At 29.4% G+C, this 17,455-nt stretch carries 18 protein-coding genes; all 18 read left to right on the top strand.

What is annotated here, in order from left to right:
- Positions 1-11 precede the first annotated feature (11 nt).
- The 18 genes from J4863_RS06330 (at position 12) to atpD (ending at position 17,450) form a co-directional block, all read left to right on the top strand.
- Positions 12-815, top strand: a complete 804-nt coding sequence (locus J4863_RS06330; protein ID WP_371815588.1) for an ABC transporter ATP-binding protein — start codon at positions 12-14, stop codon at positions 813-815.
- A 5-nt stretch (positions 816-820) separates the two neighbouring features.
- Positions 821-2,419 (top strand): DNA polymerase III subunit gamma/tau, encoded by a 1,599-nt coding sequence (dnaX, locus tag J4863_RS06325; protein ID WP_211619335.1) that lies wholly within the window; start codon positions 821-823, stop codon positions 2,417-2,419.
- 44 nt (positions 2,420-2,463) lie between these two features.
- Positions 2,464-2,919, top strand: coding sequence for a 50S ribosomal protein L9 (rplI, locus tag J4863_RS06320; RefSeq protein ID WP_211617951.1), 456 nt, complete (start codon positions 2,464-2,466; stop codon positions 2,917-2,919).
- A gap of 3 nt (positions 2,920-2,922) precedes the next feature.
- Positions 2,923-4,449 (top strand): replicative DNA helicase, encoded by a 1,527-nt coding sequence (dnaB, locus tag J4863_RS06315; RefSeq protein WP_211617950.1) that lies wholly within the window; start codon positions 2,923-2,925, stop codon positions 4,447-4,449.
- A gap of 103 nt (positions 4,450-4,552) precedes the next feature.
- Positions 4,553-5,818, top strand: a complete 1,266-nt coding sequence (locus J4863_RS06310; RefSeq protein ID WP_211617949.1) for a U32 family peptidase — start codon at positions 4,553-4,555, stop codon at positions 5,816-5,818.
- Positions 5,819-5,968: 150 nt separating this feature from the next.
- On the top strand, positions 5,969-6,643 hold the full coding sequence (locus J4863_RS06305; RefSeq protein ID WP_211617948.1) for a response regulator transcription factor: 675 nt from the start codon (positions 5,969-5,971) through the stop codon (positions 6,641-6,643).
- Between the two features lie 10 nt (positions 6,644-6,653).
- A complete protein-coding gene (locus tag J4863_RS06300) occupies positions 6,654-8,210 on the top strand; it encodes a cell wall metabolism sensor histidine kinase WalK (RefSeq protein WP_211617947.1) in 1,557 nt (518 codons plus the stop codon).
- 47 nt (positions 8,211-8,257) lie between these two features.
- Positions 8,258-9,619: a phosphoglucosamine mutase gene (gene glmM / locus J4863_RS06295; RefSeq protein ID WP_211617946.1), complete on the top strand. Its 1,362-nt coding sequence runs from the start codon at positions 8,258-8,260 to the stop codon at positions 9,617-9,619.
- A 134-nt stretch (positions 9,620-9,753) separates the two neighbouring features.
- Positions 9,754-10,482, top strand: coding sequence for a class I SAM-dependent methyltransferase (locus J4863_RS06290; RefSeq protein ID WP_211617945.1), 729 nt, complete (start codon positions 9,754-9,756; stop codon positions 10,480-10,482).
- Between the two features lie 36 nt (positions 10,483-10,518).
- Positions 10,519-10,854: an AtpZ/AtpI family protein gene (locus tag J4863_RS06285; protein WP_211617944.1), complete on the top strand. Its 336-nt coding sequence runs from the start codon at positions 10,519-10,521 to the stop codon at positions 10,852-10,854.
- A gap of 32 nt (positions 10,855-10,886) precedes the next feature.
- The gene (locus tag J4863_RS06280) at positions 10,887-11,285 is read left to right on the top strand and encodes an ATP synthase subunit I (RefSeq protein WP_211617943.1); all 399 of its coding nucleotides are present in this window, start codon (positions 10,887-10,889) and stop codon (positions 11,283-11,285) included.
- Between the two features lie 79 nt (positions 11,286-11,364).
- Positions 11,365-12,273, top strand: a complete 909-nt coding sequence (gene atpB / locus J4863_RS06275) for a F0F1 ATP synthase subunit A (RefSeq protein ID WP_211617942.1) — start codon at positions 11,365-11,367, stop codon at positions 12,271-12,273.
- Between the two features lie 61 nt (positions 12,274-12,334).
- Entirely contained in the window at positions 12,335-12,571 is a 237-nt protein-coding gene (gene atpE / locus J4863_RS06270) for an ATP synthase F0 subunit C (RefSeq protein ID WP_211617941.1), read from the top strand.
- 27 nt (positions 12,572-12,598) lie between these two features.
- On the top strand, positions 12,599-13,093 hold the full coding sequence (gene atpF / locus J4863_RS06265; RefSeq protein ID WP_211617940.1) for a F0F1 ATP synthase subunit B: 495 nt from the start codon (positions 12,599-12,601) through the stop codon (positions 13,091-13,093).
- A gap of 1 nt (position 13,094) precedes the next feature.
- Positions 13,095-13,622: an ATP synthase F1 subunit delta gene (atpH, locus tag J4863_RS06260; RefSeq protein ID WP_211617939.1), complete on the top strand. Its 528-nt coding sequence runs from the start codon at positions 13,095-13,097 to the stop codon at positions 13,620-13,622.
- 18 nt (positions 13,623-13,640) lie between these two features.
- Positions 13,641-15,149, top strand: a complete 1,509-nt coding sequence (atpA, locus tag J4863_RS06255; RefSeq protein WP_211617938.1) for a F0F1 ATP synthase subunit alpha — start codon at positions 13,641-13,643, stop codon at positions 15,147-15,149.
- Between the two features lie 12 nt (positions 15,150-15,161).
- Positions 15,162-16,022 (top strand): ATP synthase F1 subunit gamma, encoded by an 861-nt coding sequence (atpG, locus tag J4863_RS06250; protein WP_211617937.1) that lies wholly within the window; start codon positions 15,162-15,164, stop codon positions 16,020-16,022.
- A gap of 27 nt (positions 16,023-16,049) precedes the next feature.
- On the top strand, positions 16,050-17,450 hold the full coding sequence (gene atpD / locus J4863_RS06245; protein ID WP_211617936.1) for a F0F1 ATP synthase subunit beta: 1,401 nt from the start codon (positions 16,050-16,052) through the stop codon (positions 17,448-17,450).
- Positions 17,451-17,455: the final 5 nt, after the last annotated feature.

Here is a 17,455-nt window from a genome sequence, read left to right as displayed (position 1 = left end):
AAAAGAGGGAAATTGTGAAAAAGATAAAATTAGAAGTAAAAAATATTTCGGTTGAATTTGAAGATAAGAAAGTGATAGAGGATATTTCTTTGAAGTTGTGTGAGAATGAATTGGTTTGTATTTTAGGGACGAGTGGAGTTGGGAAGACAACGCTTTTTAATGTGATTGCTGGGCTTTTGGAGCCGAGTGAAGGGGAAGTGGAATTGAATGGAGAAGAAATTACTGGGAAGTCTGGGAAAGTAAGTTATATGCTTCAGAAGGATTTATTGTTGCCGTTTAAGACGATAATTGATAATGTTTCGTTACCATTGATAATAAAAGGGATGAAAAAGCAGATTGCTCGAGAGAAGGCTCAGAAATATTTTCAGCAATTTGGATTGGAAGGAACGGAGAATAAGTATCCTTCGCAGCTTTCAGGAGGTATGCGTCAAAGAGCTGCATTATTGAGAACATATATGTTTTCGAGCGATGTAGCGTTATTAGACGAACCTTTCAGTGCATTAGACGCCATCACGAAACACAAAATGCAAACATGGTATTTGAATATTATGAAGGAAATTAAAATGTCGACTTTGTTTATAACACATGATATTGATGAGGCGATACTGATTTCTGATAGAATTTATATTTTGGCGGGAAGTCCAGGAAAAATTATAAAGGAAATAGAAGTGAAAATTGATAGAAAAGGTAGAAATAATGAGGAAATTTCAATGTCAGAAGAATTTATTAATTATAAAAAGGAAATTTTGAAATATTTGATTAAAAATGATATAATGAAGTACCCCGAAAAAAAAGGTGATAATAAAAAAAGGTGATAATATTGAATATTACATTGTATAGAAAATATAGACCTCAAAATTTTGATCAAATTGCAGGACAAGAAGTTGTTACAAGAGCAATAAAAAATTCATTAAGAGAGAATAAACTTTCACATGCGTATTTATTTACAGGGCCTCGTGGAGTTGGAAAAACGACGATTGCGAGACTGATAGCTAAAGGTGTGAACTGTTTAAAAAATGGAATTACAGACAATCCATGTGGCGAATGTGAGAATTGTCGTGAAATATCTCAAGGAATATCAATGGATATGATTGAAATTGATGCAGCTTCTAACAGAGGTATTGACGAGATAAGAGAATTGAAGGAAAAAATAAATTATCAGCCTGTTAAAGGTAGAAAAAAAATATACATAATTGATGAGGTTCATATGCTTACAAAAGAGGCTTTCAATGCACTTTTGAAGACTTTGGAAGAACCGCCGTCACATGTAATATTTATATTAGCTACAACAGAGATTGATAAAATTCCTGATACGGTTGTTTCTCGTTGCCAAAGATATGATTTTTTGCCGATTGATAAGAATGATATTATGAAACTTTTGAAAAATGTGGCTGAAAAGGAAAATATTAGCATAACAGATGAAAGTTTGGAATTAATATATAAAAAATCAGAGGGAAGTGCGAGAGACAGTTTTTCGATTTTTGAGCAGGTTATCTCTAATTTTAGTGGCGAAGAAATTACGCTTGAAAAGACGCAAAGTGCGTTGGGAGTCGTGCCAGAAATTGTTTTAAGCGAATTTTTGGAATTGATTCAAAAAGCTGACAAGGAAAAATTGATAGATTTCATCGACAGAATTTGGGAAGATGGAATTGTGATGGAAACTTTTTTGAAAGATTTTTCTTACTATTTGAAGGAACAATTTAAGAAAGATTCAAATCTCGATGTTAATTTTGTTTTAGAGGTGATTAGTGCGATTTTCTTTACATTGAATGAGTTTAAATATGAAGAGGATAAGCGGTTATTAGGTTATGTTCTGATAAATGAACTGTACAAAAAGAGAGAGAGTTACAAAAAAGAAACGATAAGTCAACTGGAAATAGATAAAAGAAATAGCATAAATAAAGAAGATTTATCAAATATTAAACAAGAAATTTATCGAAAAGTAATGCGAGATATTTCCAAAAATTCGTTGGATACAGAAAAAGAAATTAATAATTTTGCTAGTCATAATAATAGCAAAATTAATGGAACAAGTAAAACGAATGATACAGAAAAAATCGAAAAACAAAATCTTGTCAAATATGATATTTCATTATTTAAAAATAGTTGGAATGAGATAAGGAAAGCGCTGGGAAGTGGATCTAAAAATATGATGCTTAATGCATTATTAAATGGAACAATTCCTGATCATATGGAAAAAAATATTGTCATGATAAAATTTCCAATCAAAAATAAATTCCAAAAACAAATTGTAATGGAACCTAAAAACAAGAAAAGGATAGAAGAAGTAGTAAATGAAGTTTGTGGAACAGATGTAGAAATACAAGCATTTAGTGCAGAAGAATTTTTTGATAAGAATGATGAATTTTGTTCAAAAGTATTAAAATTTTTTGATGGAGAGGTTATAGAGGAAAGATAAAGTAAAAACAGAATGAAAAATTAAAAACAGCGAGGAGAAATAATATGAAAGTAAAAGTAATTTTAAAAGAAACTATAAAAGGTGTAGGAAAAAAAGATGAAATAGTAGAAGTAAAAGATGGGTATGCAAATAATTTTTTATTAAATAAAAATAAAGCAGTGTTGGCAACTCCAGAAAATATAAAAAAATTGGAAGCACAAAAAGCTAAAGCTCAAAAAAATCATGACAGAGATGTACAAAATGCAAATGAATTGAAAGAATTACTTGCAAAAAAAGAAATTGTTTTGAAAGTTAAAGCAGGTGCGAATAATAAAGTATTTGGATCAATTGGTGGAAAAGAAATAGCGCAAGCGGTTAAAGAACAATTAGGAATTGAAATTGATAAAAAGAAAGTGTCAACAGATTCTAAAGTTAAAGAATTAGGAACTCATGAAGTTGAAATTAAATTACATACTGAAGTAAAAGCAATTTTAAAAGTTAAAGTTGAAGGGAAAGAATAGTAAATGTCTGAGATAATTGAGGATTCAAATTTTGAGGAAAAAGAGGAAGAAAATACGGGACTACAAGTTTTGAGTAGTCCTAGAGAAAGTACAAATCATAAGGGAAAAAATAGGGAACAATTTGAAGAAGAGTCTTTAGGAAAGGTATTTCCAAGAAATATAAAAGCTGAGGAAGCGTTGTTGGGATCGATATTGATAAATCCTGATGCGATTGGAGAAGTTGTTCAAATAATCAGTCCAGAAGATTTTTATAAGGTTAATTATCGATTAATTTTTCAGGAAATGATAAATATTTATGAAAGAGGGGGTATTATTGATACGCTTCTTTTGATAAATAGTTTAGAGAAAAAGAAATTGATGGAAGATATCGGTAGCGAAGAAATTATTTATGATTTAACAGAAGTAGTTCCAACTGCAGCAAATGCAGTAAGTTACGCTAAAGCTATAAAAGAAAAATCTGTTCAAAGAAGTTTGATAAGAAAAAGTGAAGAAATTCAGAGATTGGCTTATGAAGGATATGAAGATGTCGATGCTTTGCTAGATAAAGCTGAAAGCATGATTTTTGAAGTGGCAGAAAAAAAAGAAAAAAAAGAAATAGTTAAATTATCGCAATTAGGTGTTCAAAAATTTAAAGAATTTGATTTGAAATCTAAAAATAAAGATGGAATTATTGGGATGACTTCAGGATACAACCATTATGATGAATTGACGAGTGGATTTCATGGTTCGGATTTATTGATTTTAGCTGCAAGACCAGCGATGGGAAAAACAGCTTTTGCATTGAATTTAGCACTAAATGTAGCTAGAAATGAAAAGCACGTATTGATTTACAGTTTAGAAATGGGAAATGAGCAATTATTTGACAGATTACTTGCAATAGAGTCTAAAGTAAAGTTAAAAGCAATAAAAGAAGGAAATTTGACAAGTGAAGAATATTCAAGAATGGGTGACGGTATGGGACGTCTTAATGAAATGAATATTTATATTTCAGATTCTTCAAGTGTAAATATTTTGGAAATAAAGGCGACTGCTAGAAGGTTAAAAGCTGAAGGAAGATTAGATTTTATGCTAATTGATTATCTTCAATTAATAAGTCCAATGATAGGTTCTAGAAAAAGTAGAGAGCAAGAAATCTCTGAAATTTCAAGATCGTTAAAAATTATTGCTAAGGAGCTTAATATACCAGTAGTTACGTTATCTCAATTATCAAGAAGTGTTGAGCAAAGAAATGATAAGCGTCCGATATTGTCGGATTTGAGGGAATCTGGAGCGATTGAGCAAGATGCGGATATGGTTATGTTTTTGTATAGAGATAACTATTATAATAAAGATGAAAGTAAAAATGATTTAGATATTCCAAATGAATATAGAACTGATGTTTCTTCTGCTGTAAATAAAGCTAAAGAAGGCGATGATTTTGAAGTAGTAGAATTAATTATAGGAAAACATAGAAGTGGTCCGACGGGAACAATAAAATTAGGATTTAGACCACAGTATCAACAATTTGTTAATATGGAAAACAAAGAATAATAAAAATGACAAAAGCAGAAAAATTTGTTATAATATTAAACCAGTAGTGATTATAAATTGTGATTATACTATAACAGAGAAGATATACAAAATAGGAGGATTAATGCAAAAAAGAGTAGAATTACTTGCACCAGCAGGTAATATGGAAAAATTGAAGACAGCAATCCATTTTGGAGCAGATGCTTGTTTCGTAGGAGGAAGCTCATTTAATTTAAGAGGAATGTCTTCTAACTTTAAAAATAAAGAATTAAAAGAAGCAATAGATTATGTTCATAGTTTAGGGAAAAAAATATATGTAACATTAAATATTTTTGCTCATAATACAGAAATTGATTATTTACCAAGATTTATAAAAATGTTAGCTGAATATGGAGCAGATGCAGCGATAGTAGCTGATTTAGGAGTGTTCCAATTAGTAAGAGAACATGCACCAAATTTACCAATTCACGTTAGTACACAAGCTAATAATACTAACTGGATGAGTGTTAAAACATGGAAAGATATGGGAGCCAAAAGAGTTATTTTAGCTAGAGAAATGTCTTTAAAAGAAATAAAAACAATTAGAGAAAAAGTACCTGATGTAGAAATTGAAGTATTTATTCATGGTGCGATGTGTATGGCTTATTCAGGAAGATGCTTGTTGAGTAACTATTTTACAAATCGTGATTCAAATAGAGGAATTTGTGCACAAGATTGTAGATGGAATTATAAAGTAATTGCTGAAGGACATGAAGATAAAGGTGCGCATGATATAGTGGAAGAACATGGAGAAACATTTATTTTCAATGCAAAAGACTTGTGTTCGATAGAATTTATTGATCAAATTATAGAAGCTGGAGTAAATTCACTAAAAATTGAAGGAAGAATGAAGAGTATTTACTATAATTCAACAGTAGTAAAACAATATAAAAGAGCATTAGACTCATATTATTCAGGAAATTATAAATATAATCCAAATTGGCTTGAAGAATTGAAAACAATAAGTCATAGACAATATTCTAACGGATTCTATTTAGGACCAACTTCTGAAAAGGATCAAAACTATGAAACAGGATTGTCATATAGCCAAACATATAGATTGATTGCAAATGTGTTGGATAAAGTGGATACAAATAAATATAAAATTCAAATTAGAAATAAAGCGTTTGCGACAGATACATTTGAATTGATTAGACCTGAAGGAGATCCTATTCCATTCAAAGTAGCGAATTTCTTAAATACTAAAAATGACGAATTCCAAGATGAAGTAAATCCAAATACAATAGCGATTATCGAAACTGATGTTGAAATGGGACCAATGGATTTGATAAGAATGAAATTACCTTTAGGAGTTTCTGATAGCGATATGGATACATCAGATTTAGGTTAAATTAAAATTCTATAACAGGTGTTATATTACTAATTGCTTGTAAATTTAATAATTTTAGAGTATAATATACTGGAATTTAATTTATTATTTAAAGAAATAATATTTTAGGAACTGAAAAATTAATAAAATTATAAAGAAAAGGTGGTAAAAATGAGAGAAAAAATATTAGTAATCGAAGATGATCCTAAAATTTCTAGATTATTAGAGATTGAATTAAAATTTGAAGGATTTGATGTATTTTTTGCTTATGACGGAAAAGAAGGATTAAATATGGCAAAATACGGTTCATACGATTTAATTTTATTAGACGTTATGTTACCAAAAATGAGCGGAATGGAAGTTTGTAAAAGAATAAGAGAAACTTCACAAGTACCTATTATCATGTTAACAGCAAAAGATGAAATTAGTGATAAAATTGTAGGATTTGATTATGGAGCAGACGATTACATGACTAAACCATTCTCAAATGAAGAATTGTTAGCTAGAATAAAAGCTTTATTGAGAAGAACTAAGAAAACAGTAGACCACAAAGGAATCTTTGAATATGAAGATTTAAGAATTAATTATTCTACATATGAAGTAACAAGAGGAGATACTTTAATTTCATTATCAAAAAGAGAATTTGAATTATTGGATTTCTTAGTATTAAATAAAGGTATTGTTTTATCAAGAGATAAAATATTAGAAGAAGTATGGGGATTTGATTATATCGGAAATGATAACATTTTAGACTTATACATTAAATATTTAAGAGACAAAGTAGACAAACCTTATCAAAGAAAATTTATTCAAACAGTAAGAGGAATAGGATTTATCTTTAAATAGGAGATTTACTATGGGAAAAATAAAATTAGAAGACCGTATTTCTATGAATTACGCTCTTCTATTTTTCATATTGATTTTACTTTCTAATGTGACATTAGTTTATAGTCTAAAGGTGCAAAGTGAAAAGTTGCGTAAGGAATCAGCCGCAAAGAAAATAGAAGAGATAGAAAGTTATTTTGAAAGAGTTGAATTAATTGCAAAACAGACGAAAAGTTTGTCAATAGATTTTAATCCAACGATTGGAGAAGGTGGACAAAAAATTTATCATACAAAGCCTTTTAATCCAGGTGAGGATAATTATCTGTATGTTTTTGAGATTTCAAATGATGTTTCTGATAAAGTGCCAATAAATACTGTTAATTCAACGGATACTGATGAGGCAACGTTGTCAAATGAAAGAATATTGGAAGTTTTGCAAAAGGCAAATATTGAAAGTGAAAACGAAAAAGGGAAAGTTCTTGATTTTGGTAAGAAAAATAAATATTTTACATTTAAAGTAAGTAAACAGATTAGAGGATTTACGTTTAATGTGTATACTTTAAAAAATATTACGCAAGAAGATAAAATTTATAAAAGATTGGAATATTTAGTGCTTATTTTCTCAATGATTGGAGTACTTATAACAATAATTATTTCAAAAATATTGAGTAAGGCAATAACTAAACCAATAAAAAATATTGTAAAAATTGCGAAAAAAATTAATAGTGAAGATTTGAAAGAGAGAATTGAAGTTCCTAAAAGAGAAGATGAGTTGCAAAACTTGACGTTGATTATAAATGAAATGTTAGATAGGCTTGAATTTTCATTTGAGAATCAGACAAAATTTGTGTCAGATGCGTCTCATGAGTTGAGAACGCCGTTAGCAATAATAAAAGGTTATGCTGAAATAATTAAAAAGCGACGATTGACGAATGAAGAAATTTTTGAGGAATCAATTGATTCGATTATAAATGAGACAGATAATATGAGAAATCTTGTTCAAAAATTATTATTTTTGGCAAAAGGTGAAATTACGAAAATTAATACAAATTTCGTTAAAATTGATATAAATGAGATGGTTACTCAAATTTATTCAGATACTGTTATTTCTATGACAACGCATCAATTTCATCTAGAAAAAGGTGAAGATTTTAGCATTCAAGGAGATGAAACATTATTACAACAGGCGATAAGGGCCTTGATTGAAAATGCAGTGAAATATTCTGAAAAAGGTACAAATGTGTATATAAAATCTGAGTTAAAAGATGGAATTGGAAGAATTTCGGTGAGAGATGAAGGTGTTGGAATTTCTGAAGAAGATGCAAAAAGAGTATTTGATAGATTTTATCGGGTTGATCTTTCTAGAACTAAGGCTACTGGTGGAACTGGATTGGGTCTTGCAATTGTTAAACGGATTGTTGAAATTCATGATGGTAAAATAGAGGTAGAATCTAAAGTTGGAAAAGGGACAGAAATTATTATTGTATTGCCTTTAGAAGGGAAAAAAGTGGAAGAAGTGAAAGAAGAAAAACCACAAAAACCGCAAAAACAACATTTTATAAAAGTAATAGAAAAATTTAGAAAATAAATATTTGTGATATTTATTAAAAATGGTATAAAATTTTAGGAGGAAAAATGGCTAGAAAATATTTCGGAACAGACGGAATGAGAGGAGAAGCCAATAAAGATTTAACTATCGATTTAGTTACAAATTTGGGGCTAGCTCTTGGATATTATTTAAAAAAACATAGAAAAAAAGCAGGGAAACCAAGAATTATTTTAGGAACAGATACTAGAATATCAGGATATATGATAAGATCAGCTTTGTCTGCAGGATTGAATTCGATGGGAGTACATATTGATTTTGTAGGAGTATTGCCAACACCTGGTGTGTGCTATTTGACAAGAAAATTAAAAGCAGATGCAGGAATTATGATTTCAGCTTCTCACAATCCAGTAAAAGATAATGGAATTAAAATTTTTAGCTCAAATGGGTACAAATTACCAGATAAAGTTGAAGAAGAATTAGAATCATTGATGGAAAATAGAGAAAAATTATTGGAACATCAAGTAAGTGGAGATGATTTAGGTAGATTCAAATATGTTGAAGATGATATGAGAATTTATTTAGATTTCTTAGCTTCGACAGTAAAAACAAACTTCAAAGGTTTAAAAATCGTTATTGATGCAGCAAATGGTGCAGCTTACAGAGTTGCTTCAAAAATTTATCAAAAATTAGGTGCTGAGATTATTGTTATAAATAATATTCCAAATGGGAAAAATATTAATGTAAATTGTGGTTCAACTCATCCAGAATTATTACAAGAAGTTGTAAAAGTTTACAAGGCTGATTTAGGATTGGCGTTTGATGGAGATGCTGATAGATTGATAGCTGTTGACCATGAAGGAAATGTTATTAATGGAGATTTAGTAATCGCTATAATTGCTGGATATTTCAAAAAACGTGGATTGTTAAATGACAATAAAGTTGTGACAACTGTTTTAAGTAACATGGGATTTGAAAAATATTTAGATGAACAAGGAATTGGTTTGATAAGAGCTAATGTTGGAGATAGATATGTTCTAGAAAAGATGAAAGAGTATGGATTGAATATTGGTGGAGAACAATCTGGACACATTTTAATGTTGGATTATAACACAACTGGAGATGGAGTTTTATCTTCAATTCAATTAGTTGCAGCACTTTTAGAAAGTGGAAAAACTTTAAATGAATTAGTAAAAGATATTAAATTATGGCCACAAGACTCTAGAAATATAATAGTTTCTAAAGAGAAAAAAGCTACTTGGGAAACTAACAAAGAATTAATTGACTTCATAAAAGAAAAAGAGAAAGAAATTAATGGAAAAGGTAGAATTTTAGTGAGAGCTTCTGGTACAGAATCATTGATTAGAGTAATGGTTGAAGCTGAAAAACAAGAAACAGTTGATAAATATGTAGAAGAATTATCTAAAAAAGTTGAAGAAGTTTTAGGATAATTTTTTAAAAAGGACGATCTAAAAGGTTGTTCTTTTTATTTTATAAATTTATCATTTGTTAGATATGTTTTGATAAAATTTTGTGATATAATGTACTAAAAATAAAAATTTAAAGTAGAAGAAAGGTTGAGAATATGGAGCATAAGGAATTTGCTGAAGTGTATGACATTTTTATGAAACACGTTGATTATAACGGATGGTATAAGTTTTTGAGAAATTTTATGAAAAAAAAGGGAGAAGTCATTGATTTAGGTTGTGGAACAGGAGAATTTATTTATAGATTTTTGAAGGATGACTTTTCAGTAACTGGAATTGATTTATCAGAAAAAATGTTGGAAGTTGCTGATAAAAAGTTGCAAGGGAAAAATTTAAAAAATCAGAACTACAAATTGATAAAAGAGAATATTATTAATTATGAGAGTGAAAATGAGACAGACTACATAATCTGTAACTTTGATACTGTAAATTATTTAAAAGGTGAAAAGGAATTTATAAAATTTATTCAAAAAAGTGAGAAAAATTTAAAAAAAGATGGATTACTAATTTTTGATGCTGTTGGTGAAGGGATATTTGAGGAAATATTTGAAAATGATATTTTTTTAGATGAGGAAGAGGAATATACAAGTATTTGGCGCCACGAACAGTTAAGTGCGAAAAAACATCTTGTGGAAATAGATTTATTTATAAGACAAACAAAAGATGATAATTTATTCAGAAAATACAATGATTTGCAATATAAATTTATTTATGATTTTGCTTGGATAATTGAAACTGCACAAAAAAATGGATTTGAAGTGATGGATACGGCTAGTAATCCTGAATTTGGAGAAAGTAGAATATTTTTTATATTTAAGAAAAAATAGAAATTTAGTGAATATGAATTTGAGGGATGAATAGAAATGAGTGAAAAAACAGAAGAAAAAGTGGAAAAAAATGAAACTGAAGATGAAAAAAGAAAACAAAAAATTTATGAGATAGAAAAAAAGTTGGGAAGACACAATAAAGATGAGATATTAAAGCGAAAAAGAAATAACGTATTAATGAAATATTTTTCGATTGCGACAAATATGATTTATACGTTGTCAATGCCGATTTTGTTGATGTTAGGAGTATATTTATTGTTGGAAAAATATGTGTTTAAACATCAGCAGCCGATAGTTTTGATTATATTTTTGATAATAGGAGCTTTTTCGGGTTATTGGTCGTTAATAAAAGAAATTAATAATATTAAATAGGAAAATGAGAATTATACGAAAAAGAGGTGAATATGCTAGAAAATATACCAAAAGAAATAAAAAAAATATATAAAATTTCAATAATTTTAGCAATAGTAATTCTGTTAATAGGAATAATTTTTAATCGAGTAGAATTATATTTCGCATATTTTGTAGGTTCATTAATTTCTACAATAAATATTCTTTTACTAATAAATGGCGTTCAAAAGATTTTTTATTTAAAATCACGACCAAAATTGAGAGGGAATTTAGAATTTCTTAAAAGATTGATAATATTGGGAATTGGATTTTTTTTAGTAGGATATGTGAGTAAAAAATATTTCTCTGATTATCTCATTCAAAATCTTGTATTTACTGGCTTAGGAGCATTAAATTTTAAATTTTCAATTTTTATAAATCAAATGATTTTAATGTTTGCAAAAAAACGATAATAGGAGTATAATAGAAAGTGAAGAATTTGTAAAAAGAATTTTTCAATTGCTTTTATATTAGAGAGAAAGGAGATAGAAGATGAAACAAAAAATGACTAAGTTTATAATATTTTTGTTTGCGATGATGCTGGTTGTTAATATTATCTTGGCTTTGATGTCGACTTTCTTGCCGATCAAATTCGTAATGCCAAGTGCAGTAGTTGAAGCACCACATTATTTTCATTTTGTTTTTGGTAAAATCAATTTTCAATTAAGCCAAACTGTTTTAAATACTTGGGCAATAATGATATTGTTAATCATTATTTTGAAACTTGGAACTAAAAACATCAGTGTAACAAATCCAAGTAAGTTACAAGTAATTTTAGAAGAATATTATAAATTTATTGAAAATACATTTTTGACAACATTTGGAGAAAAGAAGAAAAAATTTGTACCTTTTTTCTCGGCTTTGTTCGCTTTTATACTATTTTCAAATTTAAGTTTGTTTTTATTTCCGTTTATTCTAATGATCACAAAAGAAAATGGAGTATATCATGTAGGTCATTTCTTTAGGACTCCGACAGCTGATCCAAATACAGCTATAGGGTTATCATTAGTAGTAATCTTTTTATTCTTGAGATTGTCAATAAAAAGAGGCGGATTTGTAGCATACTTAAAAAGTTTATTCGAGCCTATGTGGTTTATGTTTCCAATAAATGTAGTTGAGATAATATCGAAAGTACTTAACACATCAATGAGATTATTTGGAAATATGTTGGCTGGACTTGTAATTGGTGGACTTTTATATAGTTTAGTTGGTCGTAATTTAATACAGTCAGCGACTAGAAATTTACTTCAAGGAAGTTTTTCTTTTTCAGTTGGTTGGCCGATATTATTACAATTATATTTGGATGGATTTATAGGTATAGTACAAGCTTTTGTATTTACTATATTGTCATCAGTTTATATAGGTGAAGCATTAGGAGAAGAGAACGAAGGAGAAGAATAAAAAATTCTTTAAAAAGCAAAGTTTAAAATTTAAAAAAATTAGAAATTTTAGGAGGAAAAAAATGGGAAACTTAGTACAAGCAGCAGCATTATTAGGAGCAGGAATTGCAGCAATAGGAGGAATTGGAGCAGGATTAGGACAAGGGATTGCAACTGGATACGCAGTAGAAGCTATTTCTAGACAACCAGAAGCAAAACAAGATATTATGCAAACATTGATTACAGGGTTAGCAATTACAGAATCATCAGCAATTTATGCGTTAGTAATAGCATTCTTGTTAATCTTCTTAAAAGGATAATACTAAAAAAATCAAGGAGTGGAAATAATGAACGAGGGAGCAAAATTAGTAAATATAGATTTTACGATGGCTATTCAAATTATTAATTTTTTAGTATTAGTTTATATCTTTTGGAGGGCGTTTGCTAAGAAAATTGGGAAAGTGCTTGAAGATAGAAAAAAAATGGCATTATCTGAAATGGAAATCGTTGAAAATGAAAAAGCAAAATTAGAAGAACAAAAAACAGCGATTACTAAATTGAAAAAAGAATCAAAAAGAAGAGCAAATGATATTCTTATTAAAGCTGAAAGACAAGCTGATGAAAGAAAAGATCAAATTGTATCTACAGCTATGGAAAATAGAGATAGAATGATGATGAAAGCAGAAGCCGATATTGAGAAAATGAGACTTAATGCTAAATTTGCGCTTCAAAAAGAAGTTGGTCACATGGCAGCCGAACTTGCTGAAAAAATAATTAAAGAAAATGTCAAAGATAAACAGGATACGATAATAGATAATTTTATTGAGCAAGTAGGTGATTAATGTGGATAATAATATGATAGCTCAAAGATATGCTACAGCAATTTATGAGATTGCAAAAGAAAACAATAAACAAGATGAAATTAGAGAAATTTTGAATTTATTGACTGAAAAATATAATGAAGATGAAAATTTTAGAAATTTTTTGAGTAATCCAATTGTAACAACTGAAGAAAAAGAAAAATTTTTAAAAAAGGCATTTAGTTTTATAAATCCAGAATCATTTAATATAATTAATTATTTAGTTAGTAAAGATAGAATGAACTATATTTCATTGATAAGAGATAATTATGTTAGTTTTTTGTATAAAGAAGAAAGTAAATTACCAGTTGTAGCTATATTTACAAAAGAATTATCTGAAGCACAAAAAGAAAAATTAATAAAAAAATTAGAGAAGAAATATGGTAAAAAAATAGTTCTGAATCTTGAAATTGATGAAAGCATAATTGGTGGAGGAATTATAAAAGTTGGAAACGATGTAATAAATGGCTCTATCAAGCATCAAATTGAAGATATGAAAAGAATATTCTAGAATAGGAGGTGCTTTTTCTTGAGAATAAAACCAGAAGAAGTGAGCAAAATTATTCGTGAAGAAATTGAAAGCTATAAATCGACTCTGGATGTTTCTAACGTTGGAACGGTGTTGGAAGTTGGAGATGGAATAGCAAGGATTTACGGATTAAGTAATGCGATGTCAGGAGAATTATTAACATTTGAAAATGGTGTAGTAGGAATGGCATTGAATTTAGAGGAAAATAATATAGGAGCAGTAATTTTTGGTGAAAGTAGAGGGATAAAAGAAGGAAGTACAGTTAGAGGTACTGGAAAAGTAGCTGAAGTCCCAGCTGGAAATGAATTATTAGGAAGAGTAGTTGACGCCTTAGGATCTCCTATAGATGGAAAAGGTGATATAAAAGCTGATAAATATATGCCTATCGAAAGACAAGCATCAGGAATTATCGCAAGAAAACCAGTTAGTGAACCATTACAAACTGGAATTAAATCAATAGATGGAATGTTCCCAATTGGTAAAGGTCAAAGGGAATTAATTATAGGAGATAGACAAACTGGTAAAACAGCAATTGCAATTGATGCTATAATTAATCAAAAAGGAACAGGAACATTATGTGTATATGTAGCAATCGGACAAAAAAGATCAACAGTTGCTCAAATATACAAAAAATTAGAAGAAACAGGAGCATTAGAATATACAATAATAGTTGCTGCAACAGCATCAGAATCAGCTCCATTACAATATCTAGCACCTTATTCAGGAGTGGCTATGGGAGAATATTTTATGGATCAAGGGAAAAATGTTTTGATAGTTTATGATGATTTATCGAAACACGCCGTTGCTTATAGAGAAATGTCTCTATTATTGAAAAGACCACCTGGAAGGGAAGCATTCCCTGGGGATGTATTCTACTTACATTCAAGATTACTTGAAAGAGCAGCAAAATTAAGTGATAAATTAGGTGGAGGTTCAATAACAGCCTTACCAATTATTGAAACAAAAGCTGGAGATATTTCGGCATACATTCCAACAAATGTAATTTCAATTACAGATGGACAAATATTCTTGGAAACAGACTTATTTAATTCAGGATTCAGACCAGCAATTAATGCAGGGGTTTCTGTATCAAGGGTTGGAGGAAACGCTCAAATAAAAGCAATGAAACAGGTTGCTTCAAAAGTAAAATTGGAATTAGCTCAATATAATGAATTGTTGGCATTTACACAATTTGGATCAGACCTTGATAAAGCAACTAGAGATCAATTAAATAGAGGTGCCAGAATTATGGAAGTGCTAAAACAAGCACAATACACACCTTATGCAGTTGAAGAACAAGTTATTTCGTTTTATAGCGTAACAAATGGTTTCTTTGATGATATTCCAGTTGAAAAAGTTAGAAATTTTGAAAAATCGTTAATTGAAAGTATGAGAAATAATAGTGATATTTTAGGAAAAATATTAGATAAAAAACAATTAACAGATGATTTGAGACAAGAAATAGATGAGTTTATCAAACAATATAAAAAAGAATACATTCTTAGTTAGTAGGTGAAGCAAATGGGTGCAAACATGAAGGAAATAAAAGAGAGAATTGACAGTATAAAAAATACAAGTCAAATCACTAATGCAATGAATATTGTATCATCTACAAAATTTAAAAAGTTTCAGGTTCTTACACTGAAATCAAGAAAATATGCAGAAGCAATAGACTTAGCTTTCGATAATCTAGTAGCAAGTTTAAAAGGAAATAGATTTGTTATTTTTGATGGAAAAAGAGAAGTAAAAAAAGTCGGAATAGTTGTAATGACTTCTGACAGAGGTCTTTGTGGAAGTTTTAACTCTGTTACATTGAGAAAATTAGATGAAATGATAAAGAGATTTAAAAAAGAAGGAAAAGAAGTTTCGGTAGTAACAATTGGGAAAAAAGCAAAAGATTACTGTAAAAATAGAGAAATTCAAGTAGACAGTGAGTATGTTCAATTAATTCCTGAAACAATGTTTGAAAAAGGGAAGAAAATAAGTGAAGATATTACTCAATTTTACTTAAATGATTTTTATGATGAAGTATATTTGATTTATTCTAAATTTGTTTCGGCAATAGAATATAACATTCAAATTGAAAAATTGCTTCCAATTGAGAAAAAAGAAAATCTTCCAACAAAAGAATATGTATTTGAACCTTCGGAAGATCAAGTATTAACAGCTTTTATTCCAAAAGTTTTGAATATTAAACTTTATCAATCATTATTGGAAAATTCAGCGAGTGAACATTCAGCAAGAATGTCAGCTATGAAACAAGCCAATGATAATGCAGCAGATATGGTTAAAAGATTAACAGTAGATTATAATAGAGAAAGACAAACAATGATTACGCAAGAATTGACTGAAATTGTAAGTGGTTCTCAAGCATTAAAATAAGAACATAATTGTAAAGGAGGTTAAATAGTGGCTAATATAGGAAAACTAGTTCAAGTTATCGGACCAGTTATAGATGTAAAATTTGAAAACGAGTTACCTGATATTTATAATGCCTTAGAGTTAGCTAATGAAGATGGAACAAAATTAGTAGCAGAAGTTCATTCTCATAATGGAAACGGAATTGTAAGAGCAGTTGCGATGTCAGGGACAGATGGTTTGAAAAGAGGACTAGATGTAGTAGATACTGGTAAACCAATTCAAGTACCAGTAGGAAGACCGACATTAGGAAGAATATTTAACGTATTAGGAGAAACAGTTGATGAAGGTGAAGCTTTAGGAGCAGATGTTACTAGAAATCCAATTCATAGAGAAGCACCATCATTCGATGAACAAGGAACAGATACAGAAATCTTGGAAACAGGAATTAAAGTAGTGGATTTATTAGCACCTTACTTAAAAGGTGGAAAAATTGGATTATTTGGTGGAGCTGGAGTAGGTAAAACCGTATTAATTCAAGAATTAATTAATAATATTGCAAAAGGTCATGGAGGACTTTCGGTATTTGCGGGAGTTGGAGAAAGAACGAGAGAAGGTAGAGATCTTTATAACGAAATGACTGAAAGTGGAGTTATTAACAAAACAGCATTAGTGTATGGACAAATGAATGAACCACCTGGTGCAAGACTTAGAGTTGGATTAACAGCTTTGACAATGGCAGAATACTTCAGAGACAAAGAAGGACAAAATGTGTTGTTATTTATTGATAATATCTTTAGATTTACACAAGCTGGAGCGGAAGTATCAGCATTATTAGGAAGGGTTCCATCAGCAGTTGGATATCAACCTAATTTGGCAACAGAAATGGGTGCTTTACAAGAAAGAATTACATCAACAAATACTGGATCAATTACATCAGTTCAAGCAGTATATGTACCAGCCGATGACTTGACTGACCCTGCACCAGCAACAACATTCGCACATTTGGATGCGACAACAGTATTATCAAGACAAATTGCATCACTTGGAATTTATCCAGCAGTTGATCCACTTGATTCAACATCAAGAATCTTGGAACCTGAAATTGTTGGAAATGAACATTATCAAGTTGCAAGAAATACTCAAAAAGTATTACAAAGATACAAAGAATTACAAGATATAATTGCAATTCTAGGTATGGATGAATTAGATGAAGAAGATAAATTAGTTGTTAATAGAGCAAGAAAAATTCAAAGATTCTTCTCACAACCATTCGCTGTAGCTGAACAATTTACTGGTATGAAAGGTAAATATGTTCCTTTAAGAGATACAATTAGAGGATTTAAAGAAATCCTTGATGGATTGCATGATGATTTACCAGAACAAGCTTTCTTATACGTTGGAACGATTGAAGAAGCTGTTGCAAAAGCAAGAGAGTTAATGGCTGAGTAAAGGAG

Source organism: Leptotrichia sp. oral taxon 221 (genome assembly GCF_018128245.1).
Classification (GTDB): domain Bacteria; phylum Fusobacteriota; class Fusobacteriia; order Fusobacteriales; family Leptotrichiaceae; genus JABCPH02.
Note: the sequence above shows the minus strand (reverse complement) of the source record. Positions and strands in the feature narration are given on the sequence as shown.

What these genes read in the sequence shown, in the direction of transcription:
- rplI (WP_211617951.1), top strand. Translation starts at nt 2,464, where the DNA reads ATGAAAGTAAAAGTAATTTTAAAAGAAACTATAAAAGGTGTAGGAAAA.
- dnaB (WP_211617950.1), top strand. Translation starts at nt 2,923, where the DNA reads ATGTCTGAGATAATTGAGGATTCAAATTTTGAGGAAAAAGAGGAAGAA.
- J4863_RS06310 (WP_211617949.1), top strand. Translation starts at nt 4,553, where the DNA reads ATGCAAAAAAGAGTAGAATTACTTGCACCAGCAGGTAATATGGAAAAA.
- J4863_RS06305 (WP_211617948.1), top strand. Translation starts at nt 5,969, where the DNA reads ATGAGAGAAAAAATATTAGTAATCGAAGATGATCCTAAAATTTCTAGA.
- J4863_RS06300 (WP_211617947.1), top strand. Translation starts at nt 6,654, where the DNA reads ATGGGAAAAATAAAATTAGAAGACCGTATTTCTATGAATTACGCTCTT.
- glmM (WP_211617946.1), top strand. Translation starts at nt 8,258, where the DNA reads ATGGCTAGAAAATATTTCGGAACAGACGGAATGAGAGGAGAAGCCAAT.
- J4863_RS06290 (WP_211617945.1), top strand. Translation starts at nt 9,754, where the DNA reads ATGGAGCATAAGGAATTTGCTGAAGTGTATGACATTTTTATGAAACAC.
- J4863_RS06285 (WP_211617944.1), top strand. Translation starts at nt 10,519, where the DNA reads ATGAGTGAAAAAACAGAAGAAAAAGTGGAAAAAAATGAAACTGAAGAT.
- J4863_RS06280 (WP_211617943.1), top strand. Translation starts at nt 10,887, where the DNA reads ATGCTAGAAAATATACCAAAAGAAATAAAAAAAATATATAAAATTTCA.
- atpB (WP_211617942.1), top strand. Translation starts at nt 11,365, where the DNA reads ATGAAACAAAAAATGACTAAGTTTATAATATTTTTGTTTGCGATGATG.
- atpE (WP_211617941.1), top strand. Translation starts at nt 12,335, where the DNA reads ATGGGAAACTTAGTACAAGCAGCAGCATTATTAGGAGCAGGAATTGCA.
- atpF (WP_211617940.1), top strand. Translation starts at nt 12,599, where the DNA reads ATGAACGAGGGAGCAAAATTAGTAAATATAGATTTTACGATGGCTATT.
- atpG (WP_211617937.1), top strand. Translation starts at nt 15,162, where the DNA reads ATGGGTGCAAACATGAAGGAAATAAAAGAGAGAATTGACAGTATAAAA.